10 protein-coding genes and 3 pseudogenes are annotated in these 17416 nt (G+C 68.4%); 12 read left to right on the top strand and 1 reads right to left on the bottom strand.

The features are described 5' to 3' along the window. The first annotated feature begins 136 nt into the window (after positions 1-136). From OJJOAM_RS25435 to OJJOAM_RS25380, 12 genes and pseudogenes are all read left to right on the top strand, one after another. Entirely contained in the window at positions 137-868 is a 732-nt protein-coding gene (locus OJJOAM_RS25435) for a TenA family transcriptional regulator (RefSeq protein ID WP_149319954.1), read from the top strand. 71 nt (positions 869-939) lie between these two features. Further along, positions 940-2385, top strand: a complete 1446-nt coding sequence (locus OJJOAM_RS25430; protein ID WP_422651063.1) for an aldehyde dehydrogenase family protein — start codon at positions 940-942, stop codon at positions 2383-2385. A 69-nt stretch (positions 2386-2454) separates the two neighbouring features. Further along, positions 2455-2934 (top strand): GlcG/HbpS family heme-binding protein, encoded by a 480-nt coding sequence (locus tag OJJOAM_RS25425; RefSeq protein ID WP_422650311.1) that lies wholly within the window; start codon positions 2455-2457, stop codon positions 2932-2934. 141 nt (positions 2935-3075) lie between these two features. Further along, a pseudogene (locus tag OJJOAM_RS25420) lies at positions 3076-4078 on the top strand (2Fe-2S iron-sulfur cluster-binding protein). Positions 4079-4265: 187 nt separating this feature from the next. After that, the gene (locus OJJOAM_RS25415) at positions 4266-4970 is read left to right on the top strand and encodes a GntR family transcriptional regulator (RefSeq protein WP_150082386.1); all 705 of its coding nucleotides are present in this window, start codon (positions 4266-4268) and stop codon (positions 4968-4970) included. A gap of 388 nt (positions 4971-5358) precedes the next feature. Next, positions 5359-5550 (top strand): hypothetical protein, encoded by a 192-nt coding sequence (locus OJJOAM_RS25410; RefSeq protein ID WP_149319957.1) that lies wholly within the window; start codon positions 5359-5361, stop codon positions 5548-5550. 616 nt (positions 5551-6166) lie between these two features. Beyond that, the gene (locus OJJOAM_RS25405; RefSeq protein ID WP_422651062.1) at positions 6167-7594 is read left to right on the top strand and encodes an amidase; all 1428 of its coding nucleotides are present in this window, start codon (positions 6167-6169) and stop codon (positions 7592-7594) included. Positions 7595-7751: 157 nt separating this feature from the next. Further along, positions 7752-9087, top strand: a pseudogene (locus OJJOAM_RS25400) (MFS transporter). Positions 9088-9416: 329 nt separating this feature from the next. Beyond that, on the top strand, positions 9417-9878 hold the full coding sequence (locus OJJOAM_RS25395) for a cobalt-zinc-cadmium resistance protein (RefSeq protein WP_422650310.1): 462 nt from the start codon (positions 9417-9419) through the stop codon (positions 9876-9878). A gap of 147 nt (positions 9879-10025) precedes the next feature. Beyond that, positions 10026-11316: pseudogene (locus OJJOAM_RS25390) on the top strand (TolC family protein). 2 nt (positions 11317-11318) lie between these two features. Then, positions 11319-12479: an efflux RND transporter periplasmic adaptor subunit gene (locus OJJOAM_RS25385; RefSeq protein WP_422650309.1), complete on the top strand. Its 1161-nt coding sequence runs from the start codon at positions 11319-11321 to the stop codon at positions 12477-12479. Between the two features lie 5 nt (positions 12480-12484). Further along, a complete protein-coding gene (locus OJJOAM_RS25380) occupies positions 12485-15604 on the top strand; it encodes an efflux RND transporter permease subunit (protein WP_422650308.1) in 3120 nt (1039 codons plus the stop codon). Positions 15605-15695: 91 nt separating this feature from the next. On the opposite strand, the gene OJJOAM_RS25375 is transcribed toward OJJOAM_RS25380, so the two are convergent. Next, positions 15696-17351 (bottom strand): hypothetical protein, encoded by a 1656-nt coding sequence (locus tag OJJOAM_RS25375; protein ID WP_422650307.1) that lies wholly within the window; start codon positions 17349-17351, stop codon positions 15696-15698. Between the last annotated feature and the right edge of the window lie 65 nt (positions 17352-17416).

Here is a 17416-nt window from a genome sequence, read left to right as displayed (position 1 = left end):
CCAAGGTAAACCCCGATGAAGAAACCCCCCGTAGGCCCTTGTTCGCCCGGCATACGTGTATATAGTATACAAACATCGAGCGAACGCACCGCCCGACCCAACCCATCCCGAACCGTCAGCCAACAAGGAGCCCCACATGGCCGAACTGATGAACCGAGAAGAATTCCGAGCCGCCCTGGAGGAAGCGATCAAGGGCAAAAGCGCCAACCAGGCGCCGTTCAGCAAGGCCTGGGCGACGGGCAAGCTCAGCCGCGCCCACCTCGCCCGCTGGGCCGAGAACCACTACCACTATGTCGGGCCGTTCGCCGACTATCTGGGCTACATCTACGCCCGCATGCCGGATCGGTATACCGAGGCCAAGGATTTCCTGCTGGCCAATATGTACGAAGAGGAAATCGGCGGCGATCGCCACACCGACCTGCTGATCCGCTTCGCCGAGGCCTGCGGCACCACCCGCGAGCGCGTGATCGATCCGGACAACATGTCGCCCACCACGCGCGGCCTGCAGGCCTGGTGCTATTCGGTGGCGATGCGCGAGGACCCGATCGTCGCGGTAGCCGGCCTGGTGGTCGGACTGGAGTCGCAGGTGCCGTCGATCTACCGCAAGCAAACGCCGACGCTGCGCGAGAAGTACCAGTTCACCGACGAGGAGGTCGAGTTCTTCGATCTGCATATCGTCTCGGACGAAATCCACGGCGAACGCGGCTACCAGATCGTGCTCGAGCATGCCGATACGCCCGAGCTGCAGCAGCGCTGCCTGAAGATCTGCGAGATCGGCGCGCAGATGCGGCTGCTCTATACGACCGCGCTGTACTACGACTATGTCGCGCACGAGCTGCCGCTGCCGGAACTCGAACTGGCTGCTTGATCTCCAGGTCCGCGCGGCGCCTTCGCGGCGCCGCGCTCCTTCCCCCTAACCGCCTCATGAGCGCCGCACAGATGGAACCGTTCTACAACTACATCGATGGCGAGTGGACCGCGTGCCAGTCCGGCCGAACCTTCGACAACATCAATCCCGCCGATATGCATGACGTGGTGGGCCGCTTCCAGGCGTCCGCCGCCGAAGACGGCCAGGCCGCGGTCGCTGCTGCCGCCGCTGCGTTCGAGGGCTGGAAGAACACGCCGATCGGCCGCCGCGCGGCCATCCTGAACCGCGCCGCGCAGCAGCTCGAAGCCAATGCCGACAGCATCGCGCGGGAACTCACGCGCGAGGAAGGCAAGGCGCTGAGCCTCGCGCGCGACGAGGTCCTGCGCTCGGCGCAGACGCTGCGCTTCTATGCCGTCGAGGGCCAGACCTTCACCGGCGAATCGTTCCCCAACGACGATGGCGACATGCTGGTCTACACGCAGCGCGAACCGCTGGGCGTGGCGACGGTGATCTCGCCGTGGAATTTCCCGATCTCGATCCCGGCGCGCAAGATCGCGCCGGCGCTGATCACCGGCAATACCGTGGTGTTCAAGCCGTCGTCCGATGCGCCGCTGAGCGGCTATCGGCTGGCCGAGGCGCTGATCGACGCGGGCCTGCCCAAGGGCGTGCTGAACTTCATCACCGGCAGCGCCGCCGACGTGGGCGCCGCGATCACGCAGGCACCCGCGGTGCGGGCGATCTCGTTCACCGGCTCGACCCGCGCCGGCGAGCAGATCCATCGCTCGGTGCCGCTGACCACGCGCACGCAGATGGAGCTGGGCGGCAAGAATCCGCTGCTGGTGATGGAGGACGCCGACCTGGACCAGGCCGTCGATCTGACGATCAAGGGCGGCTTTTCGCTCAGCGGCCAGGCCTGCACCGGTACCAGCCGCGTGCTGGTCGCCGAGTCCGTGCGCGAGGCCTATACCGAGAAGCTGCTGGCCCGCGTCAAGACACTGAAGATCGGCAGCGGCCTGACGCCCGGCATGGACCTCGGTCCGCTGGCCACGCGCAATCAGCTCGACAACGTGCTGCGCTATATCGACATCGGCAAGTCCGAGGCGACGCTGCTGTGCGGCGGCGAGCGGCTGAGCGGCCCGGAGTACGACAACGGCTTTTATGTGTCGCCGGCCGTCTTCACCGATGTCACGCGGCAGATGCGCATCGCGCAAGAGGAAATCTTCGGGCCGGTGATCGCGATCATCGCGTTCAGCGACTACGCCGATGCGATCGCCAAGGCCAACGACACCGAGTACGGCCTGGCCGCGGCGATCGTCACGCGCAATCCGCGCTACATGCACCGCTTCGCCGCCGATATCGAGGCCGGCACGGTGAAGATCAACCGCACCACCACCGGCAATCTCGTCAACGCGCCGTTCGGCGGGCTCAAGCGTTCGAGTACCTCGACCTTCCGCGAGTCCGGCCGCACCGGCCTCGAGTTCTATACCCAGATCAAGACCGTCTACCGCGGCTTGTAAGCACCGCGGCATTGCAGCGCCGCGTTGCAGCGCCGCACTGCAACGCCGCATCGACCAGGAGAACATCGCATGAAACAAGCCATCAAGCTCGAACTGCGCGAAGCGCGCCATATGGTGGCCGCCGCCATCGCCAAGTCCGAGGAGATCGGCGTGCTCGAGTCCATCTGCGTGGTGGACGAGGGCGGCTATCCGCTGGTGCTGGAGCGGATGGACGGGGCTCGCATCACCGGGCCGCAGATCGCGTGGAACAAGGCCTTTACCGCCGCCGGCCACAAGCGCTCGACCCATCTGTTCACCACGCCGCCGAACGGGCCGGCGCTGCCGGGCAACGAGGCCTTCGGCATCCAGTGGAGCTTCGAGGGCAAGTTCGCGGCCTTCGTCGGCGGCTTTCCGATCGTCGTCAACGAGCAGGTGATCGGCGGCATCGGCCTGAGCGGCGGCAACGGCGAGCAGGACACGCAGGCCGGCGTCGCCGCGCTGCAGGCGCTGCAGGAACTGCTGGCACCGCAGGACCTGAAGGTGGTGGTGCAGGCCGACATCAAGCGCTGAACGACGCGCGGAACGAAGCGCTGAGCCACGCGCTGAGCCAGCGCTGAGCCAGCGCTGAGCCAGCGCTGAGCCAGCGCTGAACGGCGCTGAACGGCGCGCTGAACCGCGCCGCCTCTTTCAACCGGCTATTCGGAACGCATCATGTCTCACCGCATCCAGATCCTCGAAACGCAGCAGGCCTTCTTCGTCGAGCGCGGCGAAACGCTGCTGCAGGCCGCGCTCAAGGCCGGCATCGCGCTGCCGCACGATTGCCAGCTGGGTGGCTGCGGTACCTGCCGGCTGAAGCTCGTCGAAGGCGAGGTCCGCTACGAAGAGGAACCGATGGGACTGGCGCCCGACGAGGCGGCGGCGGGCTACGCGCTGGCCTGCCAGGCGCAGCCGGTTGGCGATCTCCTGATCAGCACCGCGCGCGAGGACGAGGCCTGCGCAGAGCCGATGCGGCATCGCGCGCGGATCGAAGCGGTTCGCCCGCTGACGCCGACCGTGCTGCAGGTCCGGCTGCAGGTGCCGGATCTCGAGGCGGCGCTGGACTATCGGCCCGGCCAGTATCTGAAGCTGATCGCGGCAGAGGGGCAGGCCCGCAGTTTTTCGATGGCCTCGGTGCCGCGGGGCGGCAGTATCGAACTGCATGTCCGCCGCATTCCGGGCGGCGCGGTCACCGACCGCATCCTGCCGGGCCTCGCGCCGGGCGATGCGGTCGAGGTGGAACTGCCGCACGGCAACTTCTTCTATCGCGCCCGCGACTACCGCCCGCTGCTGATGGTGGCGACCGGCACCGGCATCGCGCCGATCAAGGCGATTCTCGAATCGCTGATGGACGATCCCGATTGCCCGCCGGTCTCGCTGTACTGGGGGCATGCGCGAGGAGGGCGATCTCTATCTGCACGAGCAGATCGAGGGCTGGGCCGAGCGCCTGTACGACTTTCGCTATGTCCCGGTGTTGTCGCGCGGCGGCGTCGGCTGGCAGGGCCGGCGCGGCTATGTGCACCACGCCGCGGTCGACGATCTCGGCGATCTGTCCGAGCATGCGATCTATCTGTGCGGCTCGCCGGACATGATCCGCGACGCGCGCCAGGCCTTCCTGGATCGCGGCGCGAGCACCGAGCACATCTACGCCGACAGTTTCACGTTCCAGCGGGACTGAGAAGGCCGGCGATCGTCGGGAGCGGCGACCGCGCCGCTTCGCTCGGTAGCTGGTATACAATAACGCCAGCCTTTGGTGCGGGCCTTGCACCAGCCGGTGTCACCGGCCGGTGCCGTCCGCGGCGCCCCCAAACCGCGCCACGGTCCCGCCAAATCGCGCTGTCCAATCCGATCGCCTCGCATCCGCCATGTCCCTCCGCCCCTCCGTTTCCGCCGCGCCCGATCAGGAAGTCGTGAGCCTGGGCGCCAGCCATTCGCCGCTGTTCGCGCTGGTCACCGACAAGCTGCGCGAGCGCATCCTGAAGGGCGACTACGCGCCGGGCGAACGCCTGGTCGAGAACAAGCTGTCGGCCGAACTGGGCGTGTCCCGCATCCCGGTGCGCGAGGCGCTGCGGGCGCTGGCGAGCGAAGGGCTGGTGCTGATCGAACCGCGCCGCGGCGCCTCGGTGGCGAAGCTGTCGCCGGATATCGTCCGCGAGATGGTCGAGGTGCGCGCGACGCTGGAGGGGCTGAACGCCAAGCTGGCCGCGCAGCGGCGCGATCCGGGGCTGATCGCCGAACTCGAGGCGGTATTGCAGCAAGGCATGGAAGCGGCGGCGCAGGGCAAGGCGGACGAACTGCTGACGCTGAACTCGCGTTTTCACGAGGTGCTCGGCAATATCGCCGCCAACAGCGTGCTGCAGGAAATGATGCGCTCGCTGCGTGAGCGCACCGCCGTGCTGTTCGGGCCGGCCAACACGGTGCGCGCCCGGCAGAACTGGGACGAACACGCGCAGATCCTGCAGGCGGTCATCGCCGGCGATGCGGATCTCGCAGCCCTGCTGGCCGCGCGGCATGTCTACAGCGCCGCCAAGGCGGCCGAGCTCCCGGTGGGCGAGCAGCACGCTGCGTGAGTCTCAGTGCCGGACGCCTGACGCCTGACGCCTGACGCCTGACGCCTCAAGCCTCAAGCCTCAAGCCTCAAGCCTCAAGCCTCAAGCCTCAAGCCTCAAGCCTCAAGCCTCAAGCCTCAAGCCTCACGCCTCACGCCTCACGCCTCACGCCTCACGCCTGACACCGGGACAAGTCCTCGGTCCTTCTCCTTCCCTTCGGTGTTCTCTGTCGCGCCGCACCACGGTAGCGGCGCCGCATGCGCTCATCCGCGGCTGCTTGCGGTCCGCTGTAGATGGGGCACGGCCTCGCGCGCACGCACGGCTTCGGGGCGTGCCGCCGCACCGTCATGGCGCAATGCACAAAATCTGTGTATACTGTCAACCGTTGTAAACGCAATAGAGAAAGACCATGACTTACCGCGACACCACCGCCCGGGCGTCGTACCTGGACACCCCGGTCGGCCAGCAGTTGCTGCGCCACTACGCGTCTCGCGACGCCGTCCGTCATGCCACGCCGCTGATTCCGCTTCGGGCCGCCGATGTGCTGCGCTTCGTGCAGTGCCTGTTCGGCCGCGCGGGCTGCGGACATCGCCCGGCATAAGCGCCAACGTACCGGCAAATCGCTGCTGGCAGCGCTCGAACCGCCCTCCGGGGCGGTTTTTCTTTCCTCCTCCTGATTCGGCTCTGCTGACCCCGCGCCGCCGAGTCCGCCCTCCTGACGCCGCTCTGCCGACGCCGCTCTGCCGACGCCGCTCTGCCGACGCCACTCTGCTGACGCCGCTCTGCTGACGCCGCTCTGCCGACGCCACTCTGCCGACGGCAGGCATTCGTCCGGGGAGCGATCCCATCTCTCGCCCAACGCGGCGCACCGCATGGTGGCCCACGTCCCGCTGGGCCGATTCTTGCGTAAAGCGCACCCGCGATGCCGCCGGCGTGCCAAGGCGCACCGCCGGTGCGAGGGTTTCCGCCAATGCCGGGGAACCTAGGTGCGTCCTAAACTATTGCATATAGTATACCGACGTAGCACGAAGCCACGCCTCCGCTAGAGAGGCCGGGGTGCTGCCGTCAGGGTCGCGGCATAACAACAGGCAACAACAAAAACAGGAGCCGACGTGAGCCTGCCAACGTCCCCGTCCATTTCCGCCCGCGCCAGCGAGCCCCCGCGCCTGGACACGGCCGCCGCGGCCGCCGCCGAACCTGCCGCGCGCTATCGCCCGCTGTGGCAGGCTGTCGACGATCTCGCCGAAGGCCGCACCAGCGCCGAGCAGCTGCTCGATTTGTGCCACGCCGCCTGGGCCGAACGCAATCCGCTGCTGAACGCCATCGTGCTGGCCGATTTCGATGCCGCGCGCGAGCAGGCGCGTGCCAGCGACGCGCGCCGCCGCCAGGGCAGGGCGCTGGGGCCGCTCGATGGCGTGCCGTTCTCCATCAAGGAATCGTTCGACGTGGCCGGCTGGCCGACCACCTGCGGCAATCCGGCGCTGCGCGAGCACGTGGCCGGCCGCGACGCCACCGTGGTCCAGCGGCTGCGCGCGGCGGGCGCCGTGCTGATCGGCAAGACCAATGTGCCGCTCGGCCTGCGCGACTGGCAGAGCTACAACGCGGTCTACGGCACCACGCGCAATCCGCACGACCCGTCGCGCACGCCGGGCGGTTCGTCGGGCGGCAGCGCGGCGGCCGTCTGCGCCGGCATGAGCTTGTTCGACATCGGCTCGGACATCGGTTCTTCGCTGCGCAATCCCGCGCACTACTGCGGCGTGTTCTCGCACAAGAGCAGCCACGGCATCGTGCCGCTGAGCGGCCATGGCACCGGTGCGGCCTCGTTCGGCATGCAGGACATCAACGTGGCCGGGCCGATCGCCCGCAGCGCGCGCGATCTCGAACTGGTGCTGCACGCCGTCGCCGGTCCCGAAGGCGCCGATGCACTGGCCTATCGCCTGAACCTGCCGCCGTGCCAGCTCGATACGCTGGCGCAGTTCCGCGTGGCGGTGCTGCCGTCGCACCCGCAGGCCGATGCCGACCGTGAAGTCAGCGACTGCATCGAAGGGCTGGGCCGCTGGCTCGAAGGGCAGGGCGCCAGTGTCGCCTGGCATGTGCGTCCGTCATTCGACGCCGACGAGCTGTGGCGCGTCTACGTGCTGCTGCTGCGCGCGACCACCTCGGTCCATATGCCGGACGGTGCGTTTGCCGACGCGGTGGACCATGCCGCGGCCGCGTCCCCGGACGATGCGCGTTACGCCGTGCTGCAGCATGCCGGCGCCACGCTGCGCCATCGCGACTGGCTGCTGTTGCAACACGCGCGCGAGCGTTTCGCGCAGGCCTGGCAACGCTTCTTCGACGACTACGACGTGCTGCTGTGCCCCGCGGCGGCCACGACCGCCTTCGCGCTGAACGAGGCCGGCGAGCCGTGGCAGCGCCATCTGAACGTCAACGGCAAGCCGCAGCCGATGACGACGCAGCTGTTCTGGGCCGGCCATTCGGGCCTGTGCGGGCTGCCTTCGACCGTTGCGCCAATCGGCCCCGGCAGCAGCGGCCTGCCGGTCGGCGTGCAGATCGTCGCGGGACGCTACCGCGACCTGACCTCGCTGCGGTTCGCCAGTCTTCTCGAGGCGGCGGGCTTCGGCTTCCGGCCTCCGCCCGGCTGAGGACGGACGAGACAACGGACGAGGACGCACGACGCAACGGCCGAGGACGCGAGGCAACGCGCCACGCCACTCGCCCGGCAACCCACCCCACCGAATTCGCACGCCACGCGGCCGGCCACGCCGCCACGATGCCCCACACTGACAAGGAGCGACGATCATGCTGGACTGGTTCAAAGAGCTATCGCGGATGGAGCGCAAGGGTTTCTACGGCGCCTTCCTCGGTCATGCGGTCGACGTGTTCGACTTCATGATCTATTCCTTCCTGATCTCGACGCTGCTGACGCAGTGGCAGATGAGCAAATCGACCGCCGGCGCGATCGTCACGTGGACGCTGGTGTCGTCGCTGGTCGGCGCGATCGGCGCCGGCATGCTGGCCGACCGCTATGGCCGCGTGCGCGTATTGCGCTGGACCATCGTGGTATTCACCGTCGCCTGCTTCCTGTGCGGGCTGGCCAATTCGCCCGAGCAGTTGATGGTGTTCCGCATGATCCAGGGCATCGGCTTCGGCGGCGAATCGTCGCTGTGCATGGTGCTGGTGACCGAGATGATCCGCAACCCGGCGCACCGCGGCAAATACTCGGGCTTCACCGCCAGCAGCTATTCGTTCGGCTGGGGCGCGGCGGCGCTGGCCTATGGCCTGACCTTCAGCCTGTTCCCGGCCGAGACGGCCTGGCGCGTCTGCTTCTTCCTCGGCATCGTGCCGGCGCTGGTGGTGTTCTATCTGCGCCGCAACCTCGACGAGCCCGAGGTCTTCGTCAAGACGCGCGCCGAGCGCGCCGCGCAACGCGGCTCGGCGTGGCACGAACTGAGCCGCCTGGTGCGGCGGCCGCTGCTGCGCAAGACCGTGCTGTGCAGCCTGCTGTCCGGCGGCATGCTGGGCGCCTACTACGCGATCGCGACGTGGCTGCCGACCTTCCTGAAGACCGAGCGAGGCCTGTCGGTGTTCGGCACCAGCTCGTATCTGGCGGTGACCATCCTCGGTTCGCTGGTCGGCTACGTGGCGGGCGCCTATGCGACCGACCGCCTGGGGCGCCGGCCGACCTACGTGCTGTTCGCCGCCGGCGCGTTCGTGATGGCGCTGATCTATATGGTGATCCCCGTTTCCAACCTGTCGATGCTGTTCCTGGGCTTTCCGCTCGGCGTGCTGATGCAGGGGGTGTTTTCTGGGATCGGCGCGACCATCTCGGAGTCGTACCCCAACGATATCCGGGCGACCGGCTACGGCGTCTCGTACAACCTCGGGCGGGTGATCGGCTCGTTCTTCCCGCTGTCGGTGGGCTGGCTCAGCTCGGGCCGGACCTCGCTGCCGTTGGCCATCGCCATCGTGGCCGGGGGCGGGCTACGCGCTGGTCGTGTTCGCCGCGCTGATGCTGCCGGAGACCACCGGCATGGATCTGGACAAGGCGGGCGGCGACGAAGCCGACCGTGACGAGACGGCGCCCGGCAAGGTTGGGCTGGCACCCGCGCCGGGCGTGGGCGGGACCGTGGCCTGACCGGCCGAACTGGCGAAAGTCGGGGGAGCAGGCGGGGCGGAGGCCCCGGCGCGAGTCGGCGCGGATCGGCACGGCTGGGCGCAATCCGGCGGCAAATCGGGCGGCAAATCCGGCGGCAAATCGGGCCGCAAATCGGCCGGAACGGGCGGGGCGGAACACCCCGCCCGATATCCCAGATCGTCACGTTTTCGGGAACAACCTAGGGCTTACCCTGTCCATGCGATTGCATTCGGTTACAATGCCGCTCTTGCGTCTTATTACGCAGAGCACTAGCCGTCATATTTCTGTGCTCCCGCCAGCGGCTGCGTACCGGCGCCCCATTCCCGTCCATGCGAGCCTTACTGCCCTTTCTGATTGCGTGCTGCCTGTTCCTGCTCTCCTTTGGAGCGCAGGCCGGCACGCGTCTGGACGCGGCGGCGGGGCTCGGACCGGGCCAGATCCGGGTCGGACCGCTGGTCTGCAGCATGGCGGCGGTGGCCGCCGTCGCGGCCCGCGGCCTCGCCAGCGATGAAGACGGCAGCCGCATCGTCGCGCCGGGCGACGACGGCATCCACGCCGACGACGTCGTCGAATCCGCGCCCACGCTGGGCTACTGCAATATCTGGTCGGCCGATCTGCTCGATCCGCCCGACGTGCTCGACGAAATCGAGGAATCCAGCGCGCTGTTTGCCCTGCCGACGGCGCCGCTCGAACTGCCCTCCGGCGATGTCTCTCCCCCCTCGCCACGGCCGCGCGCCGCCACTGCCCGCGGCGCTGTTCAAGCCCCCCCATCCTCACTGCCTGATCGCTGACGCGCCGGTCCGGTCCCGTATCGGGCCGGCCGCGCCTCCTATCTGCGTGTCTTGCTCGCGGCGATCGCTGCCGTGGGCCGTGTGCTTGTCGCGGTAACGCCGTCCGCGCGAAGCCGGCATGCAGTGGTCCGGCTTTTTCTCGTTGCCATGAAGATCTCTACGCTTACCCTGATAGCGTCGCTTTCGCTTGGGGTGTCGTCGGCTTTTGCCGCCGATGCCTTCTCGCTGGAGCAACTGCTTTCCCTGTCCCAGAACTCGAACAAGGGCGTGGTCGCCGCGCATGCCGGCGTGGACGCCGCCAGCGCCGCCGTCACCAGCGCGGGCGCCTATCCGAATCCGCAGGTCGAAATGATGTACGGCCGCCTGCGCGGCCGGCAGGCCGGCGTTGCGGAGGGAAACGCGCCCAGCTTCTCGATCACGCAGCGCCTCGACTACCCCCCAGCAGCGCAGCCTGCGCCGCTCGATCGCCGAGCGCAATCTCGACGCGACTGAAGCGGGCCTGCAGGCCTTCTACGCCGACCTCGCCGGCCGGGTCAAAACCGGCTACTTCGGCGTGCTGCGCCGCGAGAGCGAACTGGCGGCGGCACGGGAAGACCTGGCGATGATGAAGCAGGTCCACTCGCGTGCGCGTCTGCGGGTCGAGGTCGGCGAGGCGCCGCGCTATGAACTGATCCGTGCCGAGACCGAACTGCTGGCCGCGCAGAAATCGCTGCAGAGCGCCGAATACCGCGTCGACCAGGCCAAGGCGGCGCTGCGACAGCAGGTCGGCGGCGCGCTGCCGCCGAAGTTCGCGCTGGCCGGCAGCCTCGGCCAGCTGCCGAACGTGCCGGATCTGGCCGTGATGCGCGAGCGGCTGAGCACGGCCAATGCCGAGCTGGTCCAGCGCCGCATGGAGCTGGAGCGCGCCAATCTGTCGGTCGACTACCAGCGCTCGCTGCGGCTGCCCGAGCTGGCCGTGCGCGCCAGCACCACGCGCGAACCCGACAACAGCGTCTCGCAGGTCGGCCTGGTGCTGACCATTCCGCTGTGGGACCGCCGCAAGGGCCCGGTGGGCGAGGCGGTCGCGCAGGCCACGCAGGCGCGCAACGCCTATGAAATGCGCGAATTCGAACTGGGCCAGGAGCTCGAGTCGGCGTACCGCCAGCTCGAAATCACGCAGGCCCAGGTCACCGCGCTGGAGTCCGGCATCGTGCGCGAGGCCGAGAACGCGCTGCAGGTCGCGCAGGCGGCCTACCGCTACGGCGAGCGCGGCATCCTCGAGGTCATCGATGCCCAGCGCACGCTGCGCAACGCGCGCAACGAACTGATCGCCGCGCAATACGACCAGCAGATGGCCGTGATCCAGATCGAACGCCTGCTGTCGATGGCGCCCGGCATGACGCCACCGGGCATGGCCCCGACCGCCGCGACCTTCCCCACCGAATCGAAACAAGACTGACCATGCGCCCCTTTTCCATCCGTACCCTGGCGGTGGCTGCCGCCATGATGTTGACGCTCGCGGCCTGTTCCGAGGAGCCGCCGCCCGCAGCCGAGGCGCCCAAGCTGCCGCCCGGGGTCGTCAAGCCCGAGCCGTCGCTGCAGCAGCAGCTGAAGGTTGCGCCCGTGGCCACCAGCCCGTTCAGCGAGATGCTGCACGTGGCCGGCCGCATCGACTTCGACGAGCAGCGCGTCGCGCGCATCGGCGCGTCCGTGACCGGGCGCGTGACAGACCTCTACGCGATGCCTGGCCAGGAAGTGAAGGCCGGCCAGGTGCTGGCGCGCCTGCACAGCAGCGAGCTGGGCGCCGCGCAGATGTCGTACCTGAAGGCACTGGCGCAAACGCAACTGCAGGCGCAGAACGCCGAGCGCGCGCGCCAGCTGTTCGCCGCCGACGTGATCGGCCGCGGCGAGCTGCAGCGCCGCGAGAGCGAATATGCGATCGCCAACGCCGAGATGCATGCCTATCGCGACCAGCTGCGCGTGCTGGGCATGTCCAAGGCGGCCATTGCCGAGCTGTCCAAGGGCGGCAGCATCAATTCATATTCGCCGGTGTATTCGAGCATCAGCGGCACCGTGGTCGAGCGCAAGGTCGCGCAGGGGCAGGTGGTGCAGCCCGCCGATTCGCTGTACACGGTGGCCGACCTGTCGCGCGTCTGGGTCGTGGCCGAGGTGCCCGAGCAGCAGGCCGCGCTGGTGGCCGAAGGGCAGACCGTCGAGATCGACGTGCCGTCGCTGGCCGCCGGCACGGGCCGCAGCCGCATCGCCGGCAAGCTGATCTATGTGGGCCGCACCGTCAATCCCGAATCGCGCACGGTGCTGGTTCGCACAGAACTGGACAATCGCGAGGGTCGCCTGAAGCCGGCGATGCTGGCCAGCATGGTGATCGCCAGCCGGCCGACCGAGCGGCTGGTGGTGCCGGGTTCCGCCGTGGTGCGCGACGGCAACGAGGAGCAGGTCTACGTCGAGCAGGGCGAGGGCCTGTATCGCGCCGTGCCGGTCAAGCTCGGTGCGGAGAGCGACGGCATGCGCGTGGTGCAGAGCGGCGTCAAGGCTGGCGACCGCATCGTGGTCAATGGCGCCTTCCATCTGGATAACGAGCGCAAGCGCCTCGAGCAAGGTTGACCACGATGATCCAATCCCTAGTCCAAGCTGCCATCAAACAGCGGCTCGTGGTCTGCGTGATCGCGGTCGTGCTGTTCTTCTTCGGGTTGCGCGCCGCCGGCAAGCTGTCGGTCGACGCCTTCCCCGATGTCACGAACGTGCAGGTGCAGATCGCCACCGAAGCGGCCGGCCGTTCGCCGGAGGAGGTCGAGCGCTTCGTCACCGTGCCGATCGAGATCGCGATGACCGGCCTGCCCGGGCTGGTCGAGATGCGCTCGCTGAACAAGGCCGGCCTGTCGCTGATCACGCTGGTGTTTACCGATGCCACCGACGTCTATTTCGCGCGCCAGCTCGTGATGGAGCGGCTGATCGAGGTCGGCGGGCGCATGCCGGAGGGTGTCTCGCCCGTGCTCGGCCCGGTTTCCACCGGCCTGGGCGAGGTCTACCAGTACACGCTGGACCGCGCCGACGACGGCGATCGCGAACTGACGCAGGAAGAGCTGTCCGAACGCCGCATCGTGCAGGACTGGGTCGTGCGCCCGCTGCTGCGTTCGATTCCGGGCGTGGCCGAGATCAACTCCCAGGGCGGCTACGTCAAGCAGTACCAGGCGCTGATCAATCCGGACCGCATGCGCCACTACGGCATCTCGGTGCAGCAGGTGTACCAGGCGCTGGCGCAGAACAACGCCAACTCCGGCGGCGGCGTGCTGCCGCACTATGCCGAGCAGTACCTGATCCGCGGCGTGGGCCTGGCACAGGGCGTCGAGGACCTGAAGAGCATCGTGCTCAAGGAGGTCAACGGCACGCCGGTCTACCTGCGCGACGTGGCCGAGGTCACCATCGGCCATGAAGTCCGGCAGGGCGCGCTGATCAAGAACGGCCAGACCGAGGCGGTCGGCGGCATCGTGATGATGATGCGCGGCGGCAACGCCAAGGAAGTCGTCAGCCGCGTCAAGCAGCGCGTCGCCGAGATCAACGAGCGCGGCATGCTGCCCGGCAAGCTGCAGATCGTGCCGTACTACGACCGCAGCGAACTGGTCGATGCCGCGTTGTGGACGGTGACCAAGGTGCTGCTCGAAGGCGTGGTGCTGGTGGTGATCGTGCTGTTCCTGTTCCTTGGGGACCTGCGCTCGTCCGTCATCGTGCTGGCCACGCTGGTGCTGACGCCGCTGCTGACCTTCATGGTGATGAACCAGGTCGGGCTGTCGGCGAACCTGATGTCGTTGGGCGGTCTGGCGATCGCCATCGGGCTGATGGTCGACGGCTCCGTGGTGGTGGTCGAGAACGCGTTCGAGCGATTGGGACGCAAGGATGAGCTGAGGCTGACCAAGACCGAGGTGCTGGTCAAGGCGGTGCAGGAAGTGGCGACGCCCGTGATCGTCGGCGTCGGCATCATCATCCTGGTGTTCCTGCCGCTGATGACGCTGACCGGCACCGAGGGCAAGATGTTTGCGCCGCTGGCCTTCACCATCGCGATCGCGCTGGCGATCTCGCTGGTGCTGTCGCTGACGCTGTCGCCGGTGCTGTCGTCGTACCTGCTCAAGGGCGGCGCCGAGCACGACACCAAGGTGATCGCCTTCCTGAAGCGCCACTACCTGCGGATGCTGGGCTGGGCGATGGCGAACAGCCGCAAGACCGTGGTCGCCGCCGTGGTCGCGTTCCTGGCCACGCTGGCGATCGTGCCGCTGCTCGGTTCGTCGTTCATGCCGGAGATGAAGGAAGGCTCGATCGTTCCGGCGATCGACCGCGTGCCCAACATCTCGCTGGAGGAATCGATCAAGCTCGAGAAGGAGGCCAACAAGCTGGTGCTCAGCGTGCCGGGCGTCAAGTCGGTGGTCTCCGGCGTCGGCCGCGGCGAAAGCCCGGCGGACCCGCAGAGCCAGAACGAGTCGACCCCGATCGCCAGCCTGAAGGACCGCGACGAGTGGCCCGATGGCTGGACCCAGGACGACATCGCCGAGGCGATCCGCCAGAAGCTGCGGGCGATTCCCGGCGTGCAGATCGTGATGGCGCAGCCGATTTCCGACCGGATCGACGAGATGGTCAGCGGCGTGCGTTCGGATATCGCGGTCAAGATCTTCGGCGACGACCTCGGCAAGCTGCGCGAGCTGGCCGGCGAGGTGGCGCGCGTGGCCGGCGGCATCCAGGGTTCGCAGGACATCCGCATCGAGCGCATCACCGGTCAGCAGTACCTGTCGATCGAGATCGACCGCCAGGCGATCGCGCGTTATGGGCTCAATGTCTCGGACATCCACGACATCATCGAGATCTCGATCGGCGGCAAGCGCGCCACCGATATCTTCGAGGGCGAGCGCCGCTTCAGCGCCGCGGTCCGCCTGCCGGAGCGCTTCCGTCATGATGTACAGTCGATCCGCCAGCTGCTGGTGACCACGCCGGACGGCATCCAGGTGCCGCTGCAGAGCGTGGCCAAGATCGAGGTCAGCGACGGCCCGGCGCAGATCAGCCGCGAAATGGCCAAGCGCCGCGTGGTGGTGATGATCAACGTCAAGGACCGCGACCTCGGCGGCTTCGTCGCCGAGCTGCAGCAGGCGGCAGACAGCAAGGTCAAGCTGCCCGAAGGCTATTACTTCGAGTGGGGTGGCCAGTTCCAGAACATGGAACGCGCGATGGGACACCTGAAGATCATCGTGCCGATCACGATCGCCGCGATCTTCTTCCTGCTGTTCCTGCTGTTCAACTCGCTGCGCTTCGCCACGCTGATCATCACGGTGCTGCCGTTCGCATCGATCGGCGGCATCATCGGCCTGTTCGTCACCGGCGAATACCTGTCGGTGCCGGCGTCGGTGGGCTTCATCGCGCTGTGGGGCATCGCCGTGCTCAACGGCGTGGTGCTGGTCTCGTATATCCGCGGACTGCGCGACAGCGGTCTGGACCTGGACACCGCGGTGCGGCAGGGCGCCGCCCAGCGCTTCCGGCCGGTGATGATGACCGCGACCATCGCGCTGCTGGGCCTGGTGCCGTTCCTGTTCTCGACCGGGCCGGGCTCCGAGGTGCAGCGCCCGCTGGCGGTGGTGGTGATCGGCGGCCTGATCACGTCGACGCTGCTGACGCTGGTGATGGTGCCGACGCTGTATCGCTGGTTCGACGACCACAAGCCGAATCCGGCGACGGACGAGCCGGTGTAATCGAAGGCCGGGCGCCGGCACCGTGCCGGCGCCATGGTGGTGCGTTGGGGTCCCCGCGAAGGCGGGGCCCTTTTTATTGCCGGGCGCTCGGTCAGTCGTCCTGCGCCAGCCGATGCACAGGCTCAGGCAGCGCATCGAGCAGCGGCTTGCCGAAATACTGCCGATCGCTGACCGCCAATTGCCGCAGTCCCTCGCGCAGCGAACGCAGCGCACGGGCCGCCTGTTCCAGTTGCCCCGCATGGGCGGCATACCACGCCAGTTCGAACCACAGGCTGCTCTGCTGCAGCAGCGGATACTTGCGCTCGCCGCGCTGCGATTCGGCCAGGCGCCAGGCGGCGACCTCGTGCCAGGAATCGGGCCAGGCCGGACCGGTGAATGCGTCGGCGAACGGGCCCGCGAGGTCGCGCAGCGCCGCGACGCCGATCGGCGCGGTGGCCTGGAATTCGGCCAGCGTGGGGCGCGGCCCGGTATGGCAAGCGCCGCGTGCGATGCGCATCAGATAGATCGCGTTCCACGCCGACGGATGGCGGTTGCCCGCGCCGCGGCCCAGCCATTCCGACAGGCCGATCCACTGGATCGCGCGCTCGGCCTCGCGCTCGGACGAGACCCCGGGCAGGGCACCGCTCCACGGGATGCCGGCCTCGCCGAACAGCCATAGCGCCATGCCGATATTCGCCGCGACGTGCTGAGCGGCATCGGAGACGTTCGATTCGAAGGCCGCCGCCAGCGCCTGCTCGAAATGCGCGACGGCTTGCTCGGCGAGCGTGCCGGCCGCTGCCGTGTCGTTGGTCGCGGCCGCCGACAGCGCATGCGAGCGCTGGATCAGCGCGGCGAGGTTGTGCCACTCGAAGCGGACGTGTGGGTGCACCTGCACCAGCGTCGCGCCGGGCGCGTTCTGCGCCAGCGCCTGCAGCAGCGCCAGCGCCCCGCGCAGATCGCGCTCGTCGTAGGCGCACCAGGCCGCGACGATGCCTTCCATCGCGTCGAGGTAGTCGTTGCCCGCGATCGCGTGGCCGCGCCGACGTCGTCGCAGCGCGCGCAGCATCTTGCGGGTTTGCGCGCGATCGCCCAGCCGCCGCCACAGCAGCGCCTCGTTCAGCGCGACAAAGGCGTGCTCGAATTCGCTGACGGCGAGCCGGCGCGCGGCGCGAAATGCGGTCAGCGCGGCTGGGGCGTCATGGCCGCCGTTGCCACCTATGCCGGCGGCAGCCGCTTCGTCGCGCGCCAGCGGCGTCAGCAATCGCCCCTCACGCAGCGCCTGCTTGCCGTCGACGAAATGGCGCCAGAAGGACAGGTCGGTCTGCGTCACCATCCGCTGCGGCGCGGCCGCCTTGCCTTGTCCGCGCCCGTCGCGGTCCAGACCGAGAAAGGCGGCAACCTCGTCCGCACTGGCGGGCACGCCATCGACCTGGCAGACGATGCGCTGGCGCTCGTGCGCGGCCAGCCAGAACGGCCCCTGGCTGCGTCCTTCCAGATTGAGGAAGCGCGGGTCGCGGCTCGCGTCCTCGCCCCATCCGACCTGCAACTGCCAGCGTCCGAAGTCCTGGAAGGCGCGGGCGATCGCCATCCGCAGCGTGCGCGCATTGCTCATGCGCTCGCGCAGGTCGTCCGCGTAGACCAGCGGCCGTTGCGGGGATTCGAGCGTGGCGTGGTGCAGCCGCACCAGCAGCCAGACCGACTGGTAAGCGGCGCGCGTGCCGTTGACCGATTGCGGGGCGGACAGTTCGACAACGACGGGATCGGGCATGGAGCGGGGGTAGCAAAAGGGGCGAAACGGAGCGGAAGAAGTACGGAAGAGTCGGCCGATGTGAC

It is taken from the genome of Cupriavidus sp. H18C1 (assembly GCF_049311595.1).
Taxonomy (GTDB): domain Bacteria; phylum Pseudomonadota; class Gammaproteobacteria; order Burkholderiales; family Burkholderiaceae; genus Cupriavidus; species Cupriavidus cauae.
The sequence above is the reverse complement of the archived record's forward strand: the minus strand, read 5'-3'. Positions and strand labels throughout refer to the sequence as shown.

What these genes read in the sequence shown, in the direction of transcription:
- OJJOAM_RS25435 (WP_149319954.1), top strand. Translation starts at nt 137, where the DNA reads ATGGCCGAACTGATGAACCGAGAAGAATTCCGAGCCGCCCTGGAGGAA.
- OJJOAM_RS25430 (WP_422651063.1), top strand. Translation starts at nt 940, where the DNA reads ATGGAACCGTTCTACAACTACATCGATGGCGAGTGGACCGCGTGCCAG.
- OJJOAM_RS25425 (WP_422650311.1), top strand. Translation starts at nt 2,455, where the DNA reads ATGAAACAAGCCATCAAGCTCGAACTGCGCGAAGCGCGCCATATGGTG.
- OJJOAM_RS25415 (WP_150082386.1), top strand. Translation starts at nt 4,266, where the DNA reads ATGTCCCTCCGCCCCTCCGTTTCCGCCGCGCCCGATCAGGAAGTCGTG.
- OJJOAM_RS25410 (WP_149319957.1), top strand. Translation starts at nt 5,359, where the DNA reads ATGACTTACCGCGACACCACCGCCCGGGCGTCGTACCTGGACACCCCG.
- OJJOAM_RS25395 (WP_422650310.1), top strand. Translation starts at nt 9,417, where the DNA reads ATGCGAGCCTTACTGCCCTTTCTGATTGCGTGCTGCCTGTTCCTGCTC.
- OJJOAM_RS25385 (WP_422650309.1), top strand. Translation starts at nt 11,319, where the DNA reads ATGCGCCCCTTTTCCATCCGTACCCTGGCGGTGGCTGCCGCCATGATG.
- OJJOAM_RS25380 (WP_422650308.1), top strand. Translation starts at nt 12,485, where the DNA reads ATGATCCAATCCCTAGTCCAAGCTGCCATCAAACAGCGGCTCGTGGTC.
- OJJOAM_RS25375 (WP_422650307.1), bottom strand. Translation starts at nt 17,351, where the DNA reads ATGCCCGATCCCGTCGTTGTCGAACTGTCCGCCCCGCAATCGGTCAAC.